General features: G+C 41.6%; 19 protein-coding genes. 8 read left to right on the forward strand and 11 right to left on the reverse strand.

The genetic code is table 11. The features are described 5' to 3' along the window. Positions 1 to 43: 43 nt before the first annotated feature. Genes R2Q66_RS02265 through uvrC form a run of 3 tightly spaced genes read left to right on the forward strand, consistent with a single transcriptional unit; the run spans position 44 to position 6,891 of the window. Positions 44 to 2,833: a tetratricopeptide repeat protein gene (locus tag R2Q66_RS02265; RefSeq protein WP_316746369.1), complete on the forward strand. Its 2,790-nt coding sequence runs from the start codon at positions 44 to 46 to the stop codon at positions 2,831 to 2,833. A gap of 2 nt (positions 2,834 to 2,835) precedes the next feature. Further along, the gene (locus R2Q66_RS02270) at positions 2,836 to 5,061 is read left to right on the forward strand and encodes a transglycosylase domain-containing protein (protein WP_316746370.1); all 2,226 of its coding nucleotides are present in this window, start codon (positions 2,836 to 2,838) and stop codon (positions 5,059 to 5,061) included. 24 nt (positions 5,062 to 5,085) lie between these two features. After that, entirely contained in the window at positions 5,086 to 6,891 is a 1,806-nt protein-coding gene (gene uvrC / locus R2Q66_RS02275) for an excinuclease ABC subunit UvrC (protein WP_316746371.1), read from the forward strand. A 71-nt stretch (positions 6,892 to 6,962) separates the two neighbouring features. Here uvrC and gldN read toward each other — a convergent pair whose 3' ends face one another. From gldN to R2Q66_RS02315, 8 genes are all read right to left on the reverse strand, one after another. Continuing rightward, a complete protein-coding gene (gldN, locus tag R2Q66_RS02280; protein WP_316746372.1) occupies positions 6,963 to 7,844 on the reverse strand; it encodes a gliding motility protein GldN in 882 nt (293 codons plus the stop codon). 8 nt (positions 7,845 to 7,852) lie between these two features. Then, positions 7,853 to 9,391 (reverse strand): gliding motility protein GldM, encoded by a 1,539-nt coding sequence (gldM, locus tag R2Q66_RS02285; RefSeq protein ID WP_316746373.1) that lies wholly within the window; start codon positions 9,389 to 9,391, stop codon positions 7,853 to 7,855. Positions 9,392 to 9,436: 45 nt separating this feature from the next. After that, complete coding sequence (gene gldL / locus R2Q66_RS02290) at positions 9,437 to 10,246, reverse strand: gliding motility protein GldL (protein WP_316746374.1); 810 nt, start codon at positions 10,244 to 10,246, stop codon at positions 9,437 to 9,439. A 31-nt stretch (positions 10,247 to 10,277) separates the two neighbouring features. After that, entirely contained in the window at positions 10,278 to 11,639 is a 1,362-nt protein-coding gene (locus tag R2Q66_RS02295) for an SUMF1/EgtB/PvdO family nonheme iron enzyme (protein ID WP_316746375.1), read from the reverse strand. A gap of 222 nt (positions 11,640 to 11,861) precedes the next feature. Continuing rightward, positions 11,862 to 12,632, reverse strand: coding sequence for a uroporphyrinogen-III synthase (locus R2Q66_RS02300; RefSeq protein ID WP_316746376.1), 771 nt, complete (start codon positions 12,630 to 12,632; stop codon positions 11,862 to 11,864). Between the two features lie 17 nt (positions 12,633 to 12,649). Then, complete coding sequence (locus R2Q66_RS02305; RefSeq protein WP_316746377.1) at positions 12,650 to 13,633, reverse strand: DUF4271 domain-containing protein; 984 nt, start codon at positions 13,631 to 13,633, stop codon at positions 12,650 to 12,652. Positions 13,634 to 13,699: 66 nt separating this feature from the next. Continuing rightward, positions 13,700 to 13,822 (reverse strand): hypothetical protein, encoded by a 123-nt coding sequence (locus tag R2Q66_RS02310; RefSeq protein ID WP_316746378.1) that lies wholly within the window; start codon positions 13,820 to 13,822, stop codon positions 13,700 to 13,702. Between the two features lie 102 nt (positions 13,823 to 13,924). Beyond that, on the reverse strand, positions 13,925 to 14,725 hold the full coding sequence (locus tag R2Q66_RS02315) for a Fic family protein (protein ID WP_316746379.1): 801 nt from the start codon (positions 14,723 to 14,725) through the stop codon (positions 13,925 to 13,927). A 208-nt stretch (positions 14,726 to 14,933) separates the two neighbouring features. Here R2Q66_RS02315 and R2Q66_RS02320 point away from each other — a divergent pair, with 208 nt between their 5' ends. After that, positions 14,934 to 15,515: a YdeI/OmpD-associated family protein gene (locus R2Q66_RS02320; protein ID WP_316746380.1), complete on the forward strand. Its 582-nt coding sequence runs from the start codon at positions 14,934 to 14,936 to the stop codon at positions 15,513 to 15,515. 63 nt (positions 15,516 to 15,578) lie between these two features. On the opposite strand, the gene R2Q66_RS02325 is transcribed toward R2Q66_RS02320, so the two are convergent. Continuing rightward, entirely contained in the window at positions 15,579 to 16,262 is a 684-nt protein-coding gene (locus R2Q66_RS02325; protein ID WP_316746381.1) for a LytTR family DNA-binding domain-containing protein, read from the reverse strand. Between the two features lie 9 nt (positions 16,263 to 16,271). Beyond that, a complete protein-coding gene (locus R2Q66_RS02330; protein ID WP_316746382.1) occupies positions 16,272 to 17,693 on the reverse strand; it encodes a sensor histidine kinase in 1,422 nt (473 codons plus the stop codon). Positions 17,694 to 17,850: 157 nt separating this feature from the next. Between R2Q66_RS02330 and hemW the strand changes: the two genes are divergently transcribed. From hemW to R2Q66_RS02345, 3 genes are all read left to right on the forward strand, one after another. Continuing rightward, the gene (gene hemW, locus R2Q66_RS02335; protein ID WP_316746383.1) at positions 17,851 to 18,993 is read left to right on the forward strand and encodes a radical SAM family heme chaperone HemW; all 1,143 of its coding nucleotides are present in this window, start codon (positions 17,851 to 17,853) and stop codon (positions 18,991 to 18,993) included. A gap of 16 nt (positions 18,994 to 19,009) precedes the next feature. After that, positions 19,010 to 19,795: an SDR family oxidoreductase gene (locus R2Q66_RS02340; protein ID WP_316746384.1), complete on the forward strand. Its 786-nt coding sequence runs from the start codon at positions 19,010 to 19,012 to the stop codon at positions 19,793 to 19,795. 70 nt (positions 19,796 to 19,865) lie between these two features. Next, positions 19,866 to 20,189, forward strand: a complete 324-nt coding sequence (locus R2Q66_RS02345) for a phage holin family protein (protein ID WP_316746385.1) — start codon at positions 19,866 to 19,868, stop codon at positions 20,187 to 20,189. A 152-nt stretch (positions 20,190 to 20,341) separates the two neighbouring features. Here the strand turns inward: R2Q66_RS02345 and R2Q66_RS02350 are convergent, their stop codons facing one another. Then, positions 20,342 to 23,500: a glycoside hydrolase family 2 TIM barrel-domain containing protein gene (locus tag R2Q66_RS02350; RefSeq protein WP_316746386.1), complete on the reverse strand. Its 3,159-nt coding sequence runs from the start codon at positions 23,498 to 23,500 to the stop codon at positions 20,342 to 20,344. 161 nt (positions 23,501 to 23,661) lie between these two features. On the opposite strand from R2Q66_RS02350, the gene R2Q66_RS02355 reads away from it, so the two are divergent. Then, positions 23,662 to 24,978 carry a DUF3472 domain-containing protein gene (locus R2Q66_RS02355; protein ID WP_316746387.1) on the forward strand — a complete coding sequence of 439 codons (1,317 nt, stop codon included), beginning with the start codon at positions 23,662 to 23,664 and terminating at the stop codon, positions 24,976 to 24,978. Position 24,979 lies beyond the last annotated feature (1 nt).

The raw sequence follows: 24,979 nt of genomic DNA on the forward strand, positions 1-24,979 counted from the left end.
TATATATTTTGTTGTTTATAAGATCTAACTCAACCTATTTTTTTTGGAAAATTACGCAATCAACTCTCTTAAGGTAACCCTGTTTATCTGCTTTTCCTGCCTTTTATACGCCTGTAGTTCCAATAAGGATACTGCCGCAAGCAGGGCCATGCAAAACCTGACTTCCAGATATAACTATATATACAATGCCAATCTGATCCTGGATCAACACCAGGAAGAGCTGACAGAAGCCTATGCCGACAACTACGACGAGGTTTTGCCCGTTTACATTAATCCGGAAGCCTACGATATTTTCAGTGATCAGCCCGGTGGCAGTATGCCCGACATGGAGGAAATCATCAGAAAAGCCCGTGTACTCCTCCTGGAAAAAACCTATGGCAACTACCAGGACGACGCTTACCTCCTGCTCGGCAAAGCCAATTATTATAAAGGAAACTACTTTAATGCCGAAGAATACTTCGATTATACTGCCAAAACCTATCCTGGTCTGATCAAAAGCAAGGTGATCGCCTTAGACTGGAAAGCCCGAAGTTTGATGCAACTGGGTAAATACAGTGAAGCAGCCAAAGTACTGGATACCTTATCTAACACGATTTCCAGCCTGAAAAGCCATAAAGCAGAGCCTTTGGCTACCATTGCACAGATCTATATCCACCAGCGTATGGCCACAGAAGCCATCGAAATGCTGCAACAAGCGATCCGTGCCAATCCCTCTAAACCACAACGCATCCGCTGGAATTACATCCTCGCGCAGTTGTACGAAAAACAGGAAAACTTCAATGAAGCCCTGCGTTACTACCGTAAAGTAGAGAAAAGTAATGCCCCATTTGAAATGTATTTTAATGCGAATCTTAACCGCATTAAGCTGAATGCCTTTATGAGTGGTATAAAAATCAATAAGCAGCAACAACTGCTGGCCATGCTTAAAGACGATAAAAACGAAGATTACCACGACCAGATCTATTATCAGGTGGCAGAAAGTTATGCCCGTGATGAAAATTATACGGAGGCCGATAAATATTATAAGTTATCCCTGCGCAACAGCACCAAAAACATGTATCAGAAAGGACTTTCTTATTTAAAGATTGCCGACCTGAATTTCAAGCATTTCCACAATTACCTGAATGCAAAAGCCTATTATGACAGCACGGTAAACACCTTACCAAAATCTTATCCGGGTTATGAACAGATTGTAAAAAAGAATCAGAATCTGCAGTACCTAACGGATCGTTACGAACTGATTGCCATGCAGGACACCCTGCAATCGCTGGCCAAATTACCGGAAACGGAACGTTTGGCGAAGGTTCGCTTGCTGCTTAATCCGGTAATTGCGCCAGAGAAAACGACAAGCCAGGTCAGTAATATTCCGCAAAATCCCTTCCCTACCGGCAATGATCCGCGTAAAAAGGGCCCTGCACCAAGCAATTTTTACTTTGCCAACCCCACTGCAATCAGCACGGGCTTTAACGACTTTAAAAAGAAATGGGGTAACCGTAAGCTCGAACTCAACTGGCGCCAGAGCATTAAATCTTCGGCTCAGGAGACCAATCAGGGCATTACCAAGAACTATGCAACCAATAATGCAGTCGTAAATCCAGACCATATCGGGGAAGCCTTAACGGATACTGCTTCGAAAATGAAAGCAATGATTGCGGAAATCCCGACTACACCAGCCTTACTGGCAAAATCAGACCAGAAAGTACTGGAAGCCTATTACGAAATCGCCAATTTCTACCTGCAAGAGCTGAACAGCCCTAAAGAAGCAGCAGAAGTATATGAGTTAATCCTGAAACGATTCCCGACAAACGACCGTCTGGCTTCTATCTACTACGGACTGTTTTTAGCGAATAAAACCTTAGATCCCGCAAAAGCGGAGGTTTATAAGCAGAAAGTACTGAAAGATTTCGCCAGTTCTTCTTATGCAAAAACCATCCTTGACCCATCTTTCTCGCTGAAACAATCAGAAATAGAAGTAGCGATCAACAAGCAGTACAATGCGCTGTTTGAACTGTATGAGCAAAAAGACTTTGCCAATGTGATCCTGAAAGTAGATGAAGTCCTGTTAGCCAGTCCTGATAACTATTTAGCACCACAATTTGCCTATTTAAAAGCCATTGCCATCGGCAGAACTTCGCATGTAGACCAGCTTATTACTGCTTTTGAAAAGATCAAAATCAACTTCCCGAACGATCAGTTGATTGTACCATTAGTAAAAGATCATTTGGGTTATATCAACGAGCATCTGGAAGAATTTAGAAAAAGAGCCATTGCCCTTACTGATTTCGACTCGAATGAACCGACCTTCTTTGCCAGACAATTCCCAATGAAGATCGCTGCTAAAGCCGGTGAGGGCGAGGGGCCTCCACAGCTAATTCCTGATGTCCCACAAAATCCGGTCGCTGAAAAACCAGTAAAAGAAACACCAGCGGTAGAAAAACCAGTGGTACCAACACCGGCAGTTAAAGCAGATGGAATTTTTAATACCGCAATCTCTAAACAATATTATTACGTGGTACATGTGGCTGACGGCTCTTTAACCCTAAGTTCTTCCCGTTTTGGCATCGGTCAATTTAACCGTGGAAACTACGCAGAAAACAATCTCCGTCATCAATTGAAGGAATTTGACAATGATCAGCTTATATTTGTAGGAAACTTTGGTACTTTCGACGACGCAAAAACGTACGCTGAGGGTATAAATCCACAGTTAAAACAGATCATGAAAGTTCCTGCCAACCTGTACAACAGCTTTATCATCAGTAAAGAAAACTTTGATAAAATCAGCAGCGAGGACCTATTGAAAAAGTACCTTGAATTTTATAAAAACAACTATTAACAATGAACAAACCACTTTCGCAAGAAGACATCAGAAGGTATAATTTCAACATCTGGAAGCTCTTAATTGCAGGAATCGTTTTATTCGCTCTTTTTATCGTCTCCGTTGGTTTTGGCTTGTTCGGTGAACTTCCTTCTTTCAGAGACATTGAACATCCTAAAAGCAATCAAGCCTCAGAAGTCATCACAGAAGATGGCAAAATTCTGGGCACTTACTTCGTACAAAACAGGTCTAATGTCACCTATGACAAGATCTCTCCGAATGTGATCAATGCATTAATTGCAACGGAAGACATTCGATTTAAAGAACACTCGGGAATCGACTTTAAACGTACGTTTACCATCTTTTTTTATGCCTTAATCGGTAAGAAACAAGGGGGAAGTACCATTACGCAACAGCTGGCCCTGAACCTTTTTTCTGAAGAAGGAAGGCAGAAAAACTTCGCCAAGCGTATCCTGCAAAAATTCCAGGAATGGGTGATTGCCGTAAAACTGGAACGTAACTACACAAAGGAAGAAATCATTGTGATGTACTTAAATACGGTAGATTTCGGAAACCAGGCTTATGGAATTAAATCAGCAGCCAGAGTATATTTCGATACCACTCCGGATAAACTGACGGTTAGTCAGGCCGCCACATTGGTTGGTATCCTGAAAGGAATCACCAGATATTCTCCTACCCGTAATCCGGAACGCGCATTGGCCCGTAGAAATACAATTATGGGATTAATGGTGAAAGCGGATTTCTTAACCGAGCAGGATTATGAAAAACAAATCGATAAACCATTAGGTCTTCGTTTCAGCGCGGCTACGGTAAATGACGGTATTGCACCTTATTTCAGAACAGTTGTAAAAAGCGACATCAAAAAGCTCTTTCTGGAGCGTTCGATCTTAAAATCAGATGGCACACCTTACGATCTGGACAGGGATGGTCTTAAAATTACCACCTCCATTAACTACGAGATGCAGGTTTATGCGGAAGAGGCACAAAAGGAATACATGAAAATCCTCCAGGCTTCTTTCTTCCAGAGCTGGAAAGGTAAAAATCCTTTCAAAGGAAAAGAATTGCAGATTGATCAGGGTGTAAAAAGATCCGACAGATACAAAGCTTTGCAGCTGGAAGGCAAATCCGCGGAAGAAATTACCAAAGATTTCAATACCCCTACCCGACTGAGCATTTTCACCTGGAAAGGAAATATCGATACGCTGATGAAGCCAATCGACTCTGTAAAATACTATAAATTACTATTGAGAAATGCCATGATGGCGATGGATCCACAATCCGGATATGTGAAAGCATGGGTTGGCGGTATCAATTTCGAACATTTTAAATACGATCAGGTAAAGATGGGAACCAGACAAGTAGGTTCTACAGCGAAGCCTTTCACGTATACTGTAGCCATTGAAAACGGATATTCTCCATGTTTCAGCGTGCTCAATGAGCCGGTAACGATTGAGACGCCGGGTAGTCCGCCATGGACCCCGAGATCTTCCGGAACCGTTCCGGGATACCTGACTTTACAAAAAGCACTGGCACTATCGCAGAATTATATTGCCGCTTACCTGATGAAACAGGTAGGACCAGTTGCCGTAGCTAACTTAGCTAAGAAAATGGGGATTACTTCTGAAGTACCCGCCTCTCCCTCTATTGCTTTAGGCTCTTTTGATGCTTCGGTCTATGATATGGTAGGTGCTTACAGTGTGTTCGCTAATAAAGGTATCTGGAAAAAACCGACTTACATCTTAAAAATACAGGATAAAAATGGCGTGGTGTTATTTAATGATACCCCGATTCCAGTGCCTGTACTTTCTGAAGAAGTTTCTTATGTGATGACCAGAATGTTGCGCGGTGTAATTACCAATGGAACAGGATGGAGTTTAGCAGGAAAATATGGCGTAAACGGTCCTATCGGTGGAAAAACCGGTACTACGAATGCCAATTCCGATGGTTGGTTTATGGCCATTACGCCACAGCTTGCTGCTGGTGTATGGACAGGTTGTGAAGACCGTGCCTTCCACTTTACCAGTACCCGACAAGGTTCTGGTGCAGCTACTGCCTTACCGATCTACGCAGGATTTATGAAACGTGTATACGCCAGTAAGACCCTGAACATGAGTAAAGCTGATTTTGAAGCGCCGAAAAATGGAACATCCATTACTTTCGACTGTGATCAATACCAGCAACAACAGGAAGAACCTTCTGAACTGGACGAGAAGCTAGGATTCTAGCTTTTCTTAAATTAAGCGATTTCCATGAGTACTTTTGAGTATAAAAAAGTATTGGCCGACATTCCCCATAAACCTGGTGTATACCAGTATTGGGATGCGGAGGATACGTTAATATATATCGGCAAGGCCAAAGACCTGAGAAACCGGGTGGGTTCTTATTTTAACCAGGACAAACAGCTCAATGGGAAAACCAAGGTGCTGGTCTCTAAAATCAGGAAAATCACCTTCACCATTGTGGATACCGAGATTGATGCCTGGTTGTTGGAAAACAGCCTGATCAAAAAGCATCAGCCGAGGTATAACATCATGTTGAAGGATGATAAAACCTACCCCTGGATTATCATCAAGAAAGAGCCTTTCCCAAGGGTATTCTGGACAAGGAACATGGTCAAAGATGGTTCTACCTATTTTGGCCCTTATGCCTCTGTAGGCATGATGCACACCATTCTGGACGTCATCAAAGAAACCTATAGCTTACGTACCTGCAATCTGGCCCTAACGGATAAAAACATCAATGATGGTAAGTTTAAAGTCTGCCTGGAATACCAGATCGGAAACTGCAAAGGCCCTTGTCAGGCCTACCAGGATGCCATAGATTACAACCGGAATATTGAGGAGATCAAAGACATTCTGAGCGGAAAGATCGGGACTGTGATCAGGGAGGTCAAACAAATTGTGAAAGATGCGGCAGCGGATTTAAACTTTGAGCTTGCCCATACGTATCAAAAGAAACTCCTGATGCTCGAAAAATACCAGAGCAAATCTACCGTTGTGAGCAGCTCCATCACCAATCTTGATGTAGTGAGCATTGCGTCCGATGAGCGTTATGCCTTTGTGAATTACCTGAAGGTGATGAATGGGAGTATCATTCAGACCCAAACCATAGAGATTAAAAAGAAACTGGACGAAACCGATGAAGAGCTGTTGACGCTGGCCATTACGGAATTCCGCACCAGATTTAACAGTACTTCCAAAGAGATTGTGATTCCTTTTGAAATCGCACTGGAGGATAAAAATATCAAGTTTACCGTTCCTAAACTCGGGGAAAAGAAAAATCTGCTGGAGCTTTCTCAGAAAAACGTGTTGTTTTTCAAAAAAGAGAAACTGAACCAATATGAAAAACTGAACCCGGATCTGAGAACAGACCGCATCCTGACGCAACTGCAAAAAGACCTCGGACTGAGCGAACTGCCTAAACACATCGAGTGTTTTGACAACTCCAACTTCCAGGGGGCTTATCCCGTATCTGCGATTGTGGTGTTCAAAGATGCGAAGCCATCGAAAAAAGACTACCGACATTTTAACGTGAAAACTGTGGAAGGGCCCAATGATTTTGCCACCATGGAAGAAGCCGTTTACAGGCGCTATAAGCGCATGTTAGAAGAAGAGGGCACATTGCCTCAACTGATCATCATTGATGGCGGTAAGGGCCAGTTATCCTCTGCGGTGAGCAGCTTGAAAAAGCTGGGTATAGAACACAAGGTTGCTATTGTTGGTATTGCCAAGAGACTGGAAGAATTGTTCTTCCCCGGTGATCCTTATCCTTTGTACCTGGACAAGAAATCGGAAAGTCTGAAGCTGATCCAGCAACTGCGTGATGAAGCCCACAGATTTGGAATTACCTTCCACCGTAAGAAACGTGATCAAGGCACTTTAAAGACCGAACTGGAAGACATAGAAGGCATTGGTAAAACGACTGCCGATAAACTCCTGCGTCATTTTAAATCGGTTAAAAAGATCCGTGAGGCAGATGCTGCGGAATTGCAGAAAGTGCTGAACAAAGCGCAACTGATAGCTCTCACCAATTACTTCAACAAAGAAAATTCCTAACACAAGGAAATTCATATTCATAAAAAAATCCGGTCTCTTTTGAAGACCGGACTTTTTTATGTGCTAATGGATTAATATTCCCAGAGACTTTGTTCAAAGTCTGCGATAGATTTCTTAATCTTTTCTGATTCGTATAGTTTCCTTGGATCCTTAATGTCGGTTAATCCTAACATATCCACAATCGTTTTATTACCTGGATTCGTTTCTTTCACGATATAACTGGAGAATAAACGTCTCACAAAGAAATCATCGAAAGTCAGAACCGAAGCATCATTACCCGGATTCATCAGTTTCTTCTTAGTCAGCAGTTCTCTTGCATCCTCATAATAGATCCAGAAAACCGGCTGCCAGTTGCCTTCTACCATTTTCATTGGGGCAATACCTACAATTCTAGGTTCAAAAACCGAGCGTTTGGTATCCAAAATCCAGTCCTCTTTAATCCTGTATTTCAGGAATTCATCCGGTCTGAATCTTTTTAATGTTGGTTCGGCAATCTTGCCTGTAGTTGCATCCGGAGTTCCTTCTGATACGCCGCGCATACTTTGAAGTGCCTCAGTTGAAGTCATGGCAATCTTGAAAGCATCATTGTCTTCCAGCAATTTTCCGGAGGTGGTATCTTTCGGCGAATAAGCCGTTAGTTCCTCATTGGTTACTGCTTCGAGTAAAACATCAATAAGTCTTGCACCTTCTGCTTTCAACACCGAGTTGATGGTATCTCTTAAATCGATCTCACGCCAAACTCTTTTCGAGTAAAACACATCCTCTTCTCTCACATCGGCAAAAGGCACCATGATGGCACTATCTATATCTTTTCTGGCTGTAAATCCGTCTTTTGGTGGCGTCTTTATCTTAGCCTTCTTTACTGTAGGTTTAGCCACAGGAGGAACTACATCTTGTGCAGATGCCGTTAATCCAAATAACAGTAATGCCGAAATACTTAAAATGTTTTTCATAATCAATCCTATTTTGCACTAAAAGTGATGCCATCCAATACGCGTTGACGACCATCAGGGCCTTCACAAACAATGTCTTTAAAGATCACTGTTGCGCCTGGTTTAATAGAGTTTAACGCCCCTTTAACCTGGCCATTAAATCCTGCACCACTATTTTGTATCGTTACGGCATCAGATCTCGGGTTGATAAAAGTAGCACCGAATCTAATCACCCTATATTTTACATCGAAAACGAAATCGTCCAGTTGCGTATCCAGCAGGCCGGCATTTTCAAGCCATTCCAGGTCTACACTACCACCAGATTTACCTTTCACCAAAGCTTTAGGTGTTGGCAAAGCTTTTACGCGGAACTTCTGAGAGCCCAGGTTTAAAGACTTACCACCTGAGTTTGCAGAAACGTTGATGTTCACTTCTTTTCCTACCTGTGAGCCACTTACGTTAACCGTAAATTTACCACTACCACCAGAGATGGTTCCACCGTCTATACTTGCTTTTACACTTTCCATTGGAAAGCCTGCTGCAGAAACAGAGAATGGGTTAGGAATACCCGCATAAATCACATTCATTTTATCCGGAGAAACCGTTGCAGAAGGTTTTGCTACCTGATAAGATTGCTCAGGAGTTTTATATTCTACGATTTTACCATCTGTTTGTTTTACGCGGATGGTACCAGACCATTTGAACACCCCAACACTACCTGTGTTACCAGAATAGGTTGCTTTACCATCTTTTACAGACAGCGGGCTTGAGTTTACAGAGATATCCGGGTTAGACTTCGAATCGCTGGCGGTTAAAAACACCTGCGCGGTATACGGTTGTCCCTGGATCACATAAGAACTTGGTGCTACCGCAACCGCGTCAAACTGATCTAAGTTAACCAATGCCTTATCCATGTCTCCGAATAATTTCTTCACGACTTCAGCTTCAGCATTTTTCACATCCGACTGAATTTTGGTCAGGATTGTATTTGCAGCAGTTAAAGGCGTACCCTCACCAAAGTTAATATCTGCCCAGTTTTTCTTACCGTTGATTGGTTTATCTGCATTTTTAGCTTCCAAAGAGAAAGTCACATGCTGACGGTCTTTTTCAGGAAGTAAAGAGATTAACTTTTCGCGGGTTTCATTGATTTTCTTTTGCAGTTCTTCGCCTTTTTTCTGGTTGATCATGATGCCCTGAGCGATATCCAGGTTAGAACGTTCCGTTAAATCACCGGTTTCCGGATCAATACCTTTTCCTTCTACCACAAACTGATCTTTCAGTTTCTGGATATAATCATTCAGTTCACCGGCATAAGATTTTGCTTTATTGGCTTTATCCCAGATTGGCTGTGCCCTTCCAGGCTCTTCTTTAAGTTTTGTATTTTGAAATGCTGCGAACAATTGATCGATGCTGCTGCTGACATTGTTTTTTGAAGTCAGCAAACTATCATTGATGTTCTTAAAAGCATTAAGTATCGTATCCGATACGTTCAAGGCAAGCATCGCTAACAATACCAAATACATGATATTGATCATCTTCTGCCTTGTAGATTGTTTTCCTCCTGCCATTTTTAATTAAGTCTGATGATTAAATGAACACTAATTAAATACGGATTAAACACGTGGCTGATTCATTGCCGACAACATGTTACCATAGATTGCATTTAAAGAACCTAAGTTTTTAGCCAGTTTCCCAACTTCTTCCTTAAATTGTTTAGAATCTTCCATAGAATCATTGAAGTTATCCATCGTTGTAGCGATATTCTGATAGAATTTGTTCATTGATTTCAGGTGGGCCGTAGAATCTTGTAATTCTAATTCATAAACTGCATTCAGGGCGCCTAAGTTTTTAGCTAAAGCATTCACCTGCTCATGGTATGATTTAGAAGCACCGGCACTTTCGCCGATTTCTACCAGTTGACTTGTTGCTTTAGAGAAAGCACCATTTAAGGCATCAAAGCTTGAAGAAGCGGTTTTCACCTTTCCAGCAAATTCTGCTGTTGCGGTAGAAGCGTCAGCTACATTAGAGATGGTGGCTACTTTTTCACCAAAAGTACGTAGGCCATTGCCCAGACTTTCGATTAATTCAGGGCCGATTTTGGCATCTGTCAACATTTTATCCAATGCCGCAGTAGAAGAAAATCCTGAACCTTGTCCGCCGCCTCTTACCGTTGCTGTTGGCAATTCGCCGGTATAGTCGTCTTTCAATTCAGGGTATACTCTTTCCCATGCTGGTTCTGGTTCTGGCTGGATGAATCCGGTTAAAGCAAATAAAACTGCTTCTACGCCTAATCCAATTCCAATCATGTAATTACCCCATACACCACCAAGGTGAAGGATTTTGAAAAGCGCGCCAAGAATAACTACGCTGGCTCCGAGCGATATAGCCAGGTGCATTTTATCGAATTTACGGTTTGCTACCATTTTTTAGGATGAGTTTGGTATATATTGTTTTTTAGTTTCTATTCCTGATATCAGATCCCGGGTAAGCGGAAATACATCTGAAGCCGATATAAGATCTGGCCTGATCCTGGTACTCATAAGTACCAACAGAGTTTTGAAGGAAAAATCCGATATCTTTCCATGAACCACCACGTACTACTTTGCGTTTCAGATACTTGCTATCTGTCGCTTTAGCAACGTACGTAAAGTTTGGATTGAAATCGAGCAGTAAAGGAGCTGCTGATTGATTGTAAGCGGTAACGGTCCATTCAGAAACGTTGCCAGCCATATTGTACAAGCCGTAATCATTCGGGAAATAAGACTTCACGTTAACGGTATATAAACCACCGTCATCAGAATAATTTCCACGTCCGACTTTAAAATTCGCCTGCATACATCCTTTGGTATTGCGGATATATGGGCCACCCCAAGGGTATTTTGTTTTCACATTACCACCTCTTGCCGCATATTCAAATTGCGCATCACTTGGCAATTGGTATTCTGGTCTGGAGTTTAGTGGTTGTTTTCTGGCTACGGCTACCGACTCATAGAAGCGGGTACGCCATACACAAAATGCAGTTGCCTGTTCCCAGTTGACGCCTACTACCGGATAATCATCATAAGAAGGGTGATTAAAATAGGTTTTCACCATAGGATCATTCTGAGAATAAGAATAATCTATTTTCCAGACTAATGTATCCGGGTAAACATTTACAGAAGGAAACTGGTTTGATTTTTCAGGATCAGGAAGATCGGAGTAAGTGACGATAAAATCCTGTCTTTTTTTAGTAGGATCTTTACGGCCTTCGGCTTCCAGATCGGTACTTTTATAGCTATAAGCGTATCTCAGCTTTCTAACGTCGATTTCTGTTCTGCCGGGTAAGGCATCAGCACCGCTATAATACATATCGGTTAATTTGGCGCCGAAGCCACCATTTTTCCGACTCCATAACAGGGAGCCATTGCCTACTTTTTTCCAGTCTATATTACGTTCGGAAGCAGAAGTAGGGCCTGCATTGGCAGGAACTGGTTTATAAAAATTAGCGGCTACAGTTGGACCGAGTGTGGTGACTGCCACAGAATCCCTTACCCAGTTTACAAACTGTCGGTATTCTGCATTAGAGATCTCCGTTTGATCCATGAAGAAGGCGCTAAAAGAGGTCATGCGACTTGGGGAAGTCTGCGAATTGTTAATGTCCTCATCAGACATTCCAATTAAGGTTCTTCCTGGTGGCACATACACCATTCCTAAAGGTACACGGTTATTTTTAAACTTCTTATTGTATACCCCCACCAACTCGCCCTGGCCGCCTTTTCCGCAGCTAGCTAGAAGTATGGTTGCTATAATTCCCAAAAAGTAGACGTTTCTCCTCATATATTCGCATCAATTTTATAGCAATTTTATATATTAAGATTCACATTAACAACTAATAAGCCATAAAAATACGGGGAGGTATAATAATGAACAGAGAAATCCGTTCAGAGAAACGCATCAAACGCCTGTAGGAAAGTGATTTCTACTTCAAAGTAAAAAGTCCTAACCCTCAAAAAAAAAATAGAATAAATTGCGCTAAAGCGCGCAATTTACCGTTTGACGTTATTTATTAGATTTTTTGATATAATTTTCGATGGCCATAATCATGGATGGAGCTTCCGGTGAAGGTGCAGCAATATCTACGATTAAACCAGCATCACTTATTGCTTTATGGGTATTTACACCGAATGCTGCAAAGCGGGTATTGTTCTGGTGGTATTCCGGAAAATTGGTGAAGAGCGACTGAATGCTGGAAGGACTAAAGAATCCGATCACATCATAAAAAACTTCGGCAAGATCAGAAAGGTCAGAAACTACTGTTCTAAACAATACGGCCGGGGTAAAGTCGTAACCATTTTTCTGTAAGAAGTTCATGGTATCTTCCGTAGCCATATCAGAACATGGGTAAAGGAATTTATCGTTAGAATGTTTCTTCAACACTTCTGCTAAATCAGCAGCTGTTTGTTTACCGAAAAAGATCTTACGTTTCCTGTACTGGATATATTTTTGGAGGTACAAAGCGGTAGATTCTGAAATACAGAAATATTTCAGGTCAGCGGGGACGTCGTATCTCATTTCCTCACAAATTCTGAAAAAATGGTCTACGGCATTTCTGCTGGTAAACACTACTGCAGTAAAATCACTCAAAGTGATTTTGTCTTTTCTGAAATCTCTGGCTGGGATGCCTTCAACATGAATAAATGATCTAAAATCAATTTTCAGGTTGTACTTCTTTGCCAAATCAAAATAAGGAGACTTCTCTGTTTCCGGTTTTGGTAAGGTGATCAGTATACTTTTCACTTTACGTAACCTATCTTCTGTCTTTTCTTGCATTTTACCTAATTACCGCTTTAAAATCCTATTGCCTTGATTAATATTAATATAGGGCAAATTTCGAGGGCACAAAAATACAAAAACAAATACACTTTAGAAAATCTATAATGAGATAATATATTTATCCCTGCCCTAATAAACTGAAAAATAAAGATAATTGCGAGAAGTACAAAAGAAGCTACTACATAGTAAGATCCATACCTTAAAGGAGATAAGGCAAAAGCAATTACCAGGGGAATGAAAACTAAGGATAGATTAAAGTAACTTAAATATAATATGGAAACGTATTCATTTACGGCTTTTTGCACCTCAAAGAGATACCCTAAAAGACGTAAAATGAGAATTTTCACGACATATAACACGACAATCAGGATAGAAATGCTCAGGTAAAACTGGAAACCACTACTCACAAAAGAGAGGTGATAATACTGAGAAACGAGGTAAAAAAACATACCTAAAGTGAATCCGAACTGTACAAACAGGAGTAGAAAAGGCCAGGAAGTAAACAAATTATCTTCCCTATTCAGGTTATTCAGCACCCGATTACTAAAGAATGACTGCACAATACTTTGCAATTGTTTGGAGAAAGAAATTTTTAAAGCGGCGAATATCGCGAGCAAAACCACCAGTACAGCGAGTACCCAGCGCTCTCCTTTCGGCAATGGTTTGCCGGTCCGGATGGAAGAAATTTTCTTTAAATCCCCGATTTCCCGGTAGCGGTGCAACAGGTCGGTACGGCCGGTAGAATTTGCTTTGATGATACTGTCGATAATGATGTTTTTATCGATCAGGGAATCGGGCAATATCCAGGTATGTGTGATGATGGAATCGGTCACAAATCGTTGTCTCGCAAAATATGCGGCATCCTTCAATACTTTCCTAGGAAATGCAGGGCTTACCTGCAGCGTATCCGCAGCAAGATCAGGAGTCTGAGCGTAACCTTTAGAAAAGCTAGCCATACAAAGAAAGGACAGCAGCAGGATGATGCGATTTAAATTCATTGCTGCAAATTTAGGTTAAATATGTATTAGTTTCCCAACGGTTTTCAGATGTGGTTTTAGCGATTATCAAGTATCGCCCGGATACAAGGTAGTACAGCAATCCTGGTTTTGAGAAAGCACAGCGGAAGTGGTCGGGTTGTGGTCGGGAAGAGTGGCATCTTCAGATAGGGGATGGAAAGGGTTCGTCATAGGTTGCTGGTACTTTGGTATACCTTTTACTATCCAGACCTTTTCCCAAAGTTTAGTCAACCCTAACAAGAATAAACGCTCTTCCCGACCAATACTAGAACACTATTTGTTCTTTTTTGGCGGATCAAAGCTCATGATGAAGTTCCGGGTAAGGTTTTTCTTCTGGTCTATTTCCTGTTGCATTCTATACATGGAAGTTTCCGCGAAAAAGGCGGTTAAAATCTGAGTGTCTTTGTGTTTAGCTGAACTTTTCAAAGCTTCAATATAGCTGGCTTTTTCCACAGCGCCAATAATGACGTGGGGTTGGTTGAACTTCGCCAGTATAAAGTTGGAGATCAAGCGGCCAGTACGCCCGTTTCCATCAGGAAAGGGATGCAGATAGATAAAAAATTGGTGAAACCTGGCGCTAATGTCCAGCGGATGAAGTTCAGCTTTGTCAATCGCCTCCTGTGTAGCAGCAACTAAGGAAGGCATACGCGCAATACTGGTTTTATAATCTCCAAACACAGTATCTCCCGCAGCCATTTGCGTATCTGTATATTCACCAGGCTCGAAGCCTTTGGCAAATTTCAGGGTATTTTGCGTTAAAATCTGCTGTGTTTGTCTAATCAGGTCTTCCGTTAAAGGCTGGCTCAGGTTATTAAATAAAAATTCGTAAGCCTTGAAATGATCGAGAATTTCATGTGCTTCATACAAAGATTTGTTCTGTAGTTTCAGGCTTAACCCCTGCTCTTTAAGCGCGGATGTTTCCGCTACCGTAAAGGTATTTCCCTCCACTGCACAACTATGAGCGGAAAATAAAATCTCATTGTATTCCTGAAAATCTACCGGATTAAAGCTTTCCACAATCACTTTGTTGTAATTCAATACCAGGGAATCATATTTTTTAAGTAGTGCGTCCATTTAGGAATTGCCGGTTTAAGTAAAATTCAATTACATCAAAGATACAGGAAACAGCTGAAAACTGGTTGCAATCCGATTAGAGAGATTGAGCGGCCGGACAACTATTATTACTTCACTCATCTTGAGAACAGTTTTACCGAGTCATTGCTTGTTAAGCCGATCAATTCTGTATTTTAGTAGGCAGTATTCGTTTAATCACAATGATATCATGCCACACAAGGAAGTAGCCACTTTTTGCCCGGCAAACCAGGAAGAGTGGAGAAATTGGTTAACAGAAAATCATATTTCGAGCCAATCTGTCTGGCTTGTTCAGTATAAACAAAAATCCTCCAGACCGAGTATCACCTGGAGCGATGCAGTAAACGAAGCACTTTGCTTTGGCTGGATTGACAGTACCCGAAAAACGGTTGATGCTGAAAGTTTTGTACAATTCTTCTGTAAGCGAAAACCAACCAGCAACTGGTCGAAGGTTAACAAAGCAAAAGTTGAGCAGTTGATCGCAGCAGGATTAATGGCAGAAGCAGGTTTAAAAAGTATTGAAGTCGCGAAGAAAAACGGCTCATGGTCCCTGATGGACGAGGTTGAGGAATTGATGATACCGACAGATCTGGAAGCAGCATTCCAATTACAACCAGGTTCAGCAGACTATTTTGACGGCCTCAGCAAGTCCGTTAAAAAAATGATACTTCAATGGGTTGTTCTTGCCAAACGACCAGAAACCAGACAAAAAAGAATTACCGAAATCGTGGAGCTTGCAGCTCAAAAACTGAAGCCGAAGCAGTTTAGATAAAACACTCCCATTAAAAACACGATCAAAAATAAAGCTATAGCTTGACGAAAAATTGGTATTGTGCTAACAAAAACTTTGTAAACACTGCGAATAGATCGCTCCAATGGGTATGGTATGCTCACGAATACTGATCTCTGCCCGATCAAACCTACTGATCTTATCACAGGCCACTATAAAAGCCCTGTGTGTGCGTATAAACCGTTGAGCAGGCAACAACCCTTGCATCTCAGCAATGGTCACCCTCGTACTCAATAACCTGCCGCCTTCCAGATATATTTTGCTGTAGTTCCCTGCAGCTTCAATAAACAAGACCTCATCCAGCTGGACTTTAACTTGTGCATAGCCGTCCTTTACAAAAATAGCTGTCAATTCCTCTTTATCTTGTCTGGTACGTAAAGCATGAAGTTCCTGTGCTTTATTACAGGCCTTCAAAAAACGGGGCAATGAAAAAGGCTTTAGCAGATAGTCAACCGCATCAAGCTCGAAACTTTTGACCGCATGTTCAGAATAGGCGGTTGTAAAAATCACCATCGGCGGATTACTGAGGCTATTCAAAAAATCAATTCCGCTGATATCAGGCATTTTAATGTCCAGAAAAATCAGGTCGGTTTTGTTTTGCTGTAAATAGACAATCGCTTCAAACGCATTGGTGAAAGTAGCCTTCAACTCGATAAAAGAAACTTTAGCAGCGTGTGAGCTGACCACCTCCAGCGCAATCGGTTCATCATCTATGGCAATAGCTATCATCCTTTAAAATTAATTATTAATCGCCAACTCCAGCTTAAGGTGGATAAAAAACTCTTTGCCATTATCATGGATGACGAGTTCGTGTTTGTTGGGGTACAATAAAGTAAGCCTTTGTTTCACATTCTCCAGTCCGATTCCGCTCTGACCTTTCTCCGGATCACTTTCGCTTCTGATATGAATACTATTATGCACATCAAAATAGAGCGTATCACCCTTGGTTTGCAGAGTTATTTTTAGGTATGATGGGTTTAAAAGGCTAATCCCGTGCTTAAAAGCATTCTCTACAAAGGGGATCAATAACATTGGTGTGATCATAAGCTGGCCATCGTAAGCTTCAATCTTTGTCTCGATCGTTATATTTGGGGAGGTAGCCACCCGCAACTTTTGGAGCAATATGTAATTCTCTAAATAATCAATATCCCTTGACAGCAGTATCTGATCCTTGATATTTTCTTCCAGCATAAACCGCATCATATCCCCCAATCTTTGTATCCCTTCCCCGGTACGATCTGCATTTTCTTGTAGCGCAGTGCCATACAAAGTATTTAATGCGTTAAATAAAAAGTGCGGATTGATCTGTGATTTTAAAAAATTAAGACTGGCATCTGACTTCCCCAGTTCGGTTTTGAGTGTTTTAATCTCCTCCTCTTGTTTCGCATTCCGGCTATTGTAAATCATCCAGGCCAGGGGCATGATCAGGAGTAACTGAGTTAAGGCATTGCCAATAACGCCAATTTCAATATTCAGATTATCCACTCCTTGATCTGCAAGCCAGAGGCCGAAGGATCCTGCTAAGATGACCAGGGTTGATAAAATCGTGATTAACAACATCAGCGAAAAATAGGTCAGGAACTTAAACTTTTTTAAGGAAATCCAGGGAAGTAAGCGATGTACCACAAACAAATAAAGGACTATGGCAACCGGCCCCTCGTACATAAAAAAATATTTAAGCTTGATGGGAATAGGGATAAATAATAAACTCATGGTGAGGAGCATCCAGCAAGCCACAAGCAGAGCCGCTTCATAGCACAAAGCATTCTCTTTGTTTTCCTTGTTCCTGTTCAAAAACAGGAGCAGCATTTTGATCGCCAGCAAAGCCGCAAAGTAGATATTGATAACATCTACTGTAAACCATAGCGCAATAAATGCAAAAACAAAAAGGGTATTTGACGCGCGTCCTTGTGGCTTCTCAAAGGCAGGGGTAACATAAAAACAAAGCAACAGATAACTGATAAAAATGAGGAGGTGCTTAAATATTGAAGCGATTAACAGACCACTAACCGGAGGACGGGTATTAACAAGTACCGGTATGCTCATCTGTAGAATATCAACTATGTTTAACAATAATGCGGCTACAATAAATCCGGTAACAATCCAGAATTCAGTCCTGGCGGCATCACTTTTAAATTTAATACTTGCATGTTTATACATTATCTTAAGGCGTTAATTTTTACTGACACAATAGTACAAAAGCAAACAATGCCTCCTGTAAAAATGTGATCAACCAGCCAAAAAATGTGATGAACGCGATAAACTAAAAATTACACCAGCAATCCCGTTAGCCCTTTAAATTATTTACTTTTGTCAGATGTCCGGTATCTATATCCATATTCCATTTTGCAAAAAGGCCTGTACTTATTGCGACTTCCACTTCAGCACCTCTTTAAAATACGTTGATGAGATGACTGATGCGATTTGCACAGAAATTATCAAGAAAAAGGACAGAGTTGCCGACCATCAGATTGGCAGTATTTACTTTGGCGGAGGCACCCCTTCCGTACTCCCTACCGCAGCATTTGAAAAGATTTTCAATACCTTGACCAAACATTTTTCTATTGCTTCGGATGCAGAGATTACGATTGAAGCCAACCCCGATGACCTGGATGCTAAAAAAATCAAGGAATTGAGACAATTGCCAGTCAACCGGTTCAGCATTGGAATCCAGTCTTTCTTTGAGGAAGACCTGATCTGGATGAACCGTGCGCACAATGCACAGGAAGCTGAAGATTGTATCAAAAGAAGTCAGGATGCTGGCTTTGAGAATTTAAGCATTGACCTGATTTACGGCTATCCCCTACTCACCGACCAGAAATGGCTGAGTAATATCAATAAAGCCATCGAGTTTCAAACGCCACATATTTCGGCTTATGCCTTAACCCTAGAACCAAAGACCGCGCTTGCCAGTGCCATCAAAAGAGGCAAACAAACACCGGTAAATGAGGAACAAAGTGCAGCGCAGTTTATCACCATGATCGATAAGCTGAAAGAAGGCGGATTTGAACATTACGAGATTTCTAATTTTGCAAAGCCCGGTAAGTATGCGGTTCACAACACCAATTACTGGCGTGGCATCCCATATATGGGCATCGGCCCTTCTGCACATGGCTTTGATGGCCATACGCGTTACCTGAATGTAGCCAACAATGCGGCTTATTTAAGTGACATCAGAGAAGGCCGTTTGCCTGAAACCATAGAAACATTAGACCTGTACGACCGGTTTAATGAATACATCATGACCTCCTTACGCACCATGTGGGGAACCAGTCTGGATAAAATTACTGCCGATTTTGGCAAGATATTCCTGGCCGATACGCTGAAAAGCATCAAACCATTTATCGAAAGAAAATGGCTGGTAAATGAGCATGATCACTTAACTTTAACCTTAGACGGGAAGTTATTTGCCGATCATATTGCCTCAGAATTGTTCATCATTCCGGAAGACCACCGTTAAAAATAGCCCTACAGCAATGAAAGATAAAGTGATATGGATCACCGGAGCCTCATCCGGTATAGGAGAAGCGCTGGTTTACGCCTATAATGACCAGGGTGCAAAACTGATCATTTCTTCCCGCAACAGGGATGAATTGTTCCGCGTAAAAGGCAACTGTAAAAGTAAAATGAACGTGCATGTATTGTCGCTGGATCTGGAAAACACCGATGCACTGGCGGAAAAAGCAACAGAAGCCATCCGGATTTTTGGAAAGATTGACCTGTTGATCAATAGTGGCGGGATTAGTCAGCGCGGACTGGCCTTAGAAACTGACCTTGCCGTAGAACAGCGTCTGATGAACGTTAATTTCTGGGGTACGGTAGCTTTAAGCAAAGCTGTATTACCGGTGATGATTGCCAACGGCGGCGGTCATATCGTTTGCATCAGTAGTCTGGTAGGCAAGTTTGGCACAAAGCTACGCTCTGCTTATTCGGCCTCTAAACACGCTTTACACGGTTATTTCGACTCCTTACGGTCGGAAGTGTATGATCAGGGGATTCACATTACCCTGGTATGTCCGGGTTTCATTAAAACCAACGTTACGCTTAACGCCCTAACACCTTCAGGTACGCCACAAGGAACCATGGACGCAGCTCAAGAGGCTGGCATGTTGCCGGAAATCTGTGCTCAGATGATTGTAAAAGCAGTCAAACTACGCAAAGAAGAAGTTTATATTGGCGGAAAAGAAGTTAAAGGAGTTTGGTTGAAACGATTCTTTCCCCTAAAGTTCTCGAAGTACATTAGAACAGCGAGTGTGACTTAATCAGCTGACAAGGCTGCCCGGTAATATTTTTGGATTGATTTTTGAACCCTTGAATTTCAAAAATAAAGCTATGAATTTTATCATCACTCTCCTTGTCAATGCCGGTATTTTACTGGGCATGACTTATGTACTCCCTAGCGTAAGAATTAAAAATTACGGGACGGCAATCGTTGTTGCCTTAGTAATTGGCTTACTAAATGCTACTTTAGGCTGGATATTAAGGGTGCCATTGAATGTAGTTACCCTGGGATTTCTATCCTTCTTTGTTCATTTAGTGGTAACGGCTCTGATGATCAAATTAGCAGACAAGCTGTTTGACGATTTCGAAATTACCGGATTTGTTCCTGCGCTGATCATCGCTTTAGTGATGGCTATCGTTGGTGTGATCCTTTAAAATTCAGGCAGTTATAGAGAAGCCGGGGGTATCAGGCGCAAACGTTTGCGCAAATATTTTTTAATAGGCTAGAAAACATCCGGTTATAAAACAAAACTGCATAAAAAAGCGGCCTTTCGATTGATTCGAAAGGCCGCTTTTGGTATAGGCTATTATTTAATTGGTTTGATCCAATAAGAGTATTCATGTGCAGCAAAAGGAACCCTATATGCTTTTAACGGCATAGAACCCCAACTGTCGATCCCCTGTAAACCACTCTGAATTAAGTCTAAGTGCATATAAATGCGGTCTCTTTTCACTAATTCACCAGAATGGTATTGTTTTTTATTCACTTCAGGATCAAGATCATCCACACTGTAAGGCAGTGCAGAGAAGCTCAACAGGCTATCTACCATACCGAAACTTAGTCCTTTTCCTTTTTTATCTGTGAAGTTAACCCAACGTACTTCCGTTTTATTTCCGCTTTCCTGAGGACGTGCGTAAGGGAAGTATTGCTCGTCTAAGGTTTGGTTAAATACCCCTACAAAAGAAGCTGTTTTACGATCTGAATAGTTTTCACCTGGTCCACGACCATAGTAATTGATTTTATTCAATCCTGCGTTTAACTGTAAATCATTACCCACACGTAGCATTAAAGGGTATTTACCTTTATTGGCCGTAAAACGGTTGTTTACTTTTAACACACCGTCAGGTCTGATGGTAATCGTTTGTGCTACCGTAGCATCACCATCCACCAGATCTTTTTTAAACACGACAGTTACTTCGCCGGAAGGAGCAGTAGTTACTTCCGCAGCGCTTACTTTAGCATCTGCATAAGCTGTTCTCCATTTTCTAAGTTTACTGTTAAAACCAGCACCGATATCATTGTCTGTTGGTGCGCGCCAAAAACCTGGTTGTGGGCCTTCAGTTAACAATTGAGTACCTTTTACAGTATAACCAGTCATCATTCCTTTCTCAAGGTCTAACGTTACTACGAAGTCTTTTCCTTTAACAAGGGTTTTTCCAGCTGCTTTTTCTACCGTTAAGGTACCGGTTGCTGTGCCTTGATTTACCGCTTGTGGCGTACCATTCCAGGCAAATTGTTCCGTTGCAATCGTGTATCCTAAAGGAAGGAAAGGTTCTGCTGTTTTTAAGTCGTAATATACGTTAAGGAAGTATTCTGATCCTGCTTTAGCTTTCGTTTTAACCGGCAAGCTCAATTCTTTTTCAGTCCTTGGCGCGATGCTAAGTACGTTTTGAGTTCCTTTTTCAACGATTTTGCCATTCTCTAACAACTCCCAGTTTAACTTCACATTCTCCAGTCCTTTGAAGAAATACGAGTTGTTTACACTGATGGTGTTGTTGCCATTGTATTTGGTTTTGATGTATTGATACACCTTTTTCACCTCTACGGCCATTGGAGTCATGCCACGGTGATTCGTAACCACACCTTTAACGCTAAAGTTGTTGTCGCTAAAGTTTTCATTTACCGGACCACTTAGTGGGAAATCACCACCATAAGCATCGATGCGTTTTCCGTTTTTCACAGTATCAATCGCCTGATCAATCCATTCCCAGATGTATCCCCCTTGCAGGTTTGGCTGACTTTCGATCACATCCCAGTACTCTTTAAAGTTACCAAGGCTGTTTCCCATGATGTGTGCAAATTCGCTCATGATCAAAGCACGGTCTGGCTTGCTGTTCGCATAGCTTTTCAACCAGTTTGGATCAGGATATTGAGGAACAATCATGTCTGTATTGAAATCTTCTTCCGCACGTTCGTATTGTACCGGGCGACCGTCATGTGCTTTCAACCAATCATAACCTTCATAGAAGTTTCTACCGTTACCAGCTTCGTTTCCTAATGACCAGGTGATTACTGAAGAGTGATTTTTATCGCGTTCATACATTCTGGTAATACGCTCCATGTGTGGCATTCTCCATTCTTTATCATTTCCAAGCGTGTAAGCAAGGTCATAATAACGACCATGAGATTCAATATTCGCCTCATCAATTACATATAATCCGTATTCGTCGCAAAGCTCCATCCAGAATGGATCCGGTGGATAATGAGAATGTCTTACGGCATTCACATTCAGTTTCTTCATCATTTCCATGTCTTTCAACATGTCTGCTTTAGTTAAGGTATGCCCTTGTGTCGCATTGTGCTCATGACGATTTACGCCTTTAAAGAACACTCTTTTACCATTCACAAGGAAATTGTTGTTAATCAATTCTACCGTACGGAAACCAAGTCTTTGTGGAATCACTTCCAGTACTTCTCCTTTTTTGTTCTTCAGGGAGATGAATAAAGTATAAAGGTTTGGCGTCTCCGCTGTCCATGCCGCAACATTCGGGATTTCCGTTTGTAGCTTTACGTTCGCTTTATAGTTTCCAAGAACTTTGTTTATACCTTTTGTTTCTTCTGTATAAACGGTTTTTCCTTTTGGATCTACCAGTTCTAAAGCTACAGAAAAAGTGTCCGGGGTACTGTGAAGCGTTCCTCTTTCAATTTTGTAGTTGTTGATCTCTGCCTCAAATGATAGTAATCCGTTTTTGAAGGTTTTATCTAAAGTAGCAATCGCTTTGAAATCTCTTACATCTACTTTTGGCGTAGAATAAAGGTAAACATCGCGCTCTATACCAGAGATTCTCCACATATCCTGACACTCCAGGTAGCTACCGTCACTCCAACGGTAAACTTGTAAAGCAACCAGATTTTCTCCTTTTTTAAGGTATTTGGTAATATCGAATTCCGCAGCAAGCTTGCTGTCTTCGCTATAACCAACTTTCTTACCATTCACCCAGATGTAAAAAGCAGATTTTACGGCACCAAGGTGGATGAAAGTCTGACGGCCATCCCAGTTTTCTGGTAGGGTAAACTTCTTTCTGTAAGATCCTACCGGATTGTTATCCTCAGGAATATCGAATGGAGGGTTCATTTTCTCTCCCATCAATTTGCGACCTGCAAATTCATAAGGGTGATTTACGTAGATCGGTAAGCCATAACCATTGGTTTCCCAGTTGGCCGGAACTTTAAAATTATCCCATTTTGTATCGTCAAAAGTAGTCTTGAAAAATTCTTGCGGACGTTGTCTCGGGTCTTGTACCCAGTTAAATTTCCATTGTCCGTTTAAGGTTAGAAAGTAGTTCGACTTCTCCTTTTCACGCTTTGATGCCAATGCCTTGCTTTCATAAGCAAATGCCGTAGCACGCATAGGCATCCTGTTTACAGAAACCACCTCTGGAGTTTGCAACTCCGTTGGTAATTGCTGGCTCATTACTGCCGAAGAGGCCAATAATAAGGATAGTGTGGTAAAAATTGTTCTCATTTATGTGTTTAGATTGTATTGCTTAATCGAACGTACCTATATTTTAGATAATAACGCCCTAAATGGGCAACGCAAACGTTTGACTGGTTTTTGTTCCTTCTTTTACTTTCTCTTTTCCTAATTTCATCTTACAAACCACTAAGAAACCAATACACACACAAATGAACATGAAGAAATTAAGCTTATTCCTTCTTGCTTTTCAGCTACTGATCCTTCCGGCGTCCTTTGCCGGAAGCAGGGCTGAAATCGAGCCTGAAAGCATCACCATCCCATTAGGAGGCAATGCATATGTAGAAAAAGGCGGCACTGCAAGGATTAAAGATCAGGGCCTAACCAATTGGAATCAGGCCTCCGATGTAATTGCCATTTATTTTAGAACAGAGACTGTAGGAACAGCCGATTTATCGCTCAAACTAAGCGTTCCGGAAGGAAACAGCAAAATCAGCGTTACCGTAGCCGGAAAGACTTTTACTAAAACACTAAACAACACGAAAACGGAGATTATACCCTTAGGTAAGGTAAATATCAAAGCACCGGGTTATGTTAAAGTAGAGCTGAAAGGTATCAGTAAAACCGGACAAGTATTTGCCGAAGTTTCGGACTTATTAGTGAGCGGCTCTGCCCTTTCCAAAGGCGCTGTTTACGTAAAAAATAGCGATGGTGGTTATTTTCACTGGGGCAGAAGAGGCCCATCCGTACATTTAAACTATGTTATTCCTGCGGAAGCAGCGGAAAAAGTAGAATGGTTCTATAATGAAATTATGGTTCCTGAGGGCGAAGATAAAGTAGGTACTTATTATATGGCCAACGGCTTTAGCGGTGGTTATTTTGGCATGCAGGTAAACTCTCCGACAGAACGCAGGGTACTTTTCTCTGTATGGAGCCCGTTTACTACGGATGATCCGAAATCTATCCCTGACAGCATGAAGATTGTACTGTTGAAAAAAGGAAATACCACCAAAACCGGAGAATTCGGTAATGAAGGTTCCGGCGGACAAAGCTATATGTATTACCCATGGAAAGCGGGTAAGAGTTATGCGTTTTTGACCCATGCAAAGCCTAATCCATCAAAAAACACCACTACTTATACGGCTTACTTCAAGGATCTTGAAAAAGGCGACTGGCAATTGGTGGCTAGTTTTGATCGTCCACAAGCAGCAGTATACTTAAAGGGCATCTATTCTTTCCTGGAAAACTTCTCTCCACCAACAGGTGCTCAGTCGCGCAGAGGCGATTATAAAAACCAATGGGCAGTTGATACTTCCGGAAAATGGTATGAAGTAACTGATGTGGTATTCACAGCGGATGCGACAGCCAGAATCAATTACAGAAAAGACTATACCGGCGGTACAGACGGTACTTCTTTCTACTTGAAAAATTGCGGTTTCTTTAATGATTTCACACCCATTAAGACGCCATTTCATAGGAAATCTACAGGAAAAACACATCCTGAAATAGATTTCAATAAGCTGCCATAGG

This window comes from Pedobacter gandavensis, assembly GCF_032677645.1.
In the GTDB taxonomy this organism is placed as follows: domain Bacteria; phylum Bacteroidota; class Bacteroidia; order Sphingobacteriales; family Sphingobacteriaceae; genus Pedobacter; species Pedobacter gandavensis_A.

Bases quoted from the DNA above. Each gene is read 5' to 3' on its own strand.
- R2Q66_RS02270 (WP_316746370.1), top strand. From the start codon at position 2,836: ATGAACAAACCACTTTCGCAAGAAGACATCAGAAGGTATAATTTCAAC.
- uvrC (WP_316746371.1), top strand. From the start codon at position 5,086: ATGAGTACTTTTGAGTATAAAAAAGTATTGGCCGACATTCCCCATAAA.
- gldN (WP_316746372.1), bottom strand. From the start codon at position 7,844: ATGAAAAACATTTTAAGTATTTCGGCATTACTGTTATTTGGATTAACG.
- gldM (WP_316746373.1), bottom strand. From the start codon at position 9,391: ATGGCAGGAGGAAAACAATCTACAAGGCAGAAGATGATCAATATCATG.
- gldL (WP_316746374.1), bottom strand. From the start codon at position 10,246: ATGGTAGCAAACCGTAAATTCGATAAAATGCACCTGGCTATATCGCTC.
- R2Q66_RS02295 (WP_316746375.1), bottom strand. From the start codon at position 11,639: ATGAGGAGAAACGTCTACTTTTTGGGAATTATAGCAACCATACTTCTA.
- R2Q66_RS02300 (WP_316746376.1), bottom strand. From the start codon at position 12,632: ATGCAAGAAAAGACAGAAGATAGGTTACGTAAAGTGAAAAGTATACTG.
- R2Q66_RS02305 (WP_316746377.1), bottom strand. From the start codon at position 13,633: ATGAATTTAAATCGCATCATCCTGCTGCTGTCCTTTCTTTGTATGGCT.
- R2Q66_RS02310 (WP_316746378.1), bottom strand. From the start codon at position 13,822: ATGACGAACCCTTTCCATCCCCTATCTGAAGATGCCACTCTTCCCGAC.
- R2Q66_RS02315 (WP_316746379.1), bottom strand. From the start codon at position 14,725: ATGGACGCACTACTTAAAAAATATGATTCCCTGGTATTGAATTACAAC.
- R2Q66_RS02320 (WP_316746380.1), top strand. From the start codon at position 14,934: ATGCCACACAAGGAAGTAGCCACTTTTTGCCCGGCAAACCAGGAAGAG.
- R2Q66_RS02325 (WP_316746381.1), bottom strand. From the start codon at position 16,262: ATGATAGCTATTGCCATAGATGATGAACCGATTGCGCTGGAGGTGGTC.
- R2Q66_RS02330 (WP_316746382.1), bottom strand. From the start codon at position 17,693: ATGTATAAACATGCAAGTATTAAATTTAAAAGTGATGCCGCCAGGACT.
- hemW (WP_316746383.1), top strand. From the start codon at position 17,851: ATGTCCGGTATCTATATCCATATTCCATTTTGCAAAAAGGCCTGTACT.
- R2Q66_RS02340 (WP_316746384.1), top strand. From the start codon at position 19,010: ATGAAAGATAAAGTGATATGGATCACCGGAGCCTCATCCGGTATAGGA.
- R2Q66_RS02345 (WP_316746385.1), top strand. From the start codon at position 19,866: ATGAATTTTATCATCACTCTCCTTGTCAATGCCGGTATTTTACTGGGC.
- R2Q66_RS02350 (WP_316746386.1), bottom strand. From the start codon at position 23,500: ATGAGAACAATTTTTACCACACTATCCTTATTATTGGCCTCTTCGGCA.
- R2Q66_RS02355 (WP_316746387.1), top strand. From the start codon at position 23,662: ATGAACATGAAGAAATTAAGCTTATTCCTTCTTGCTTTTCAGCTACTG.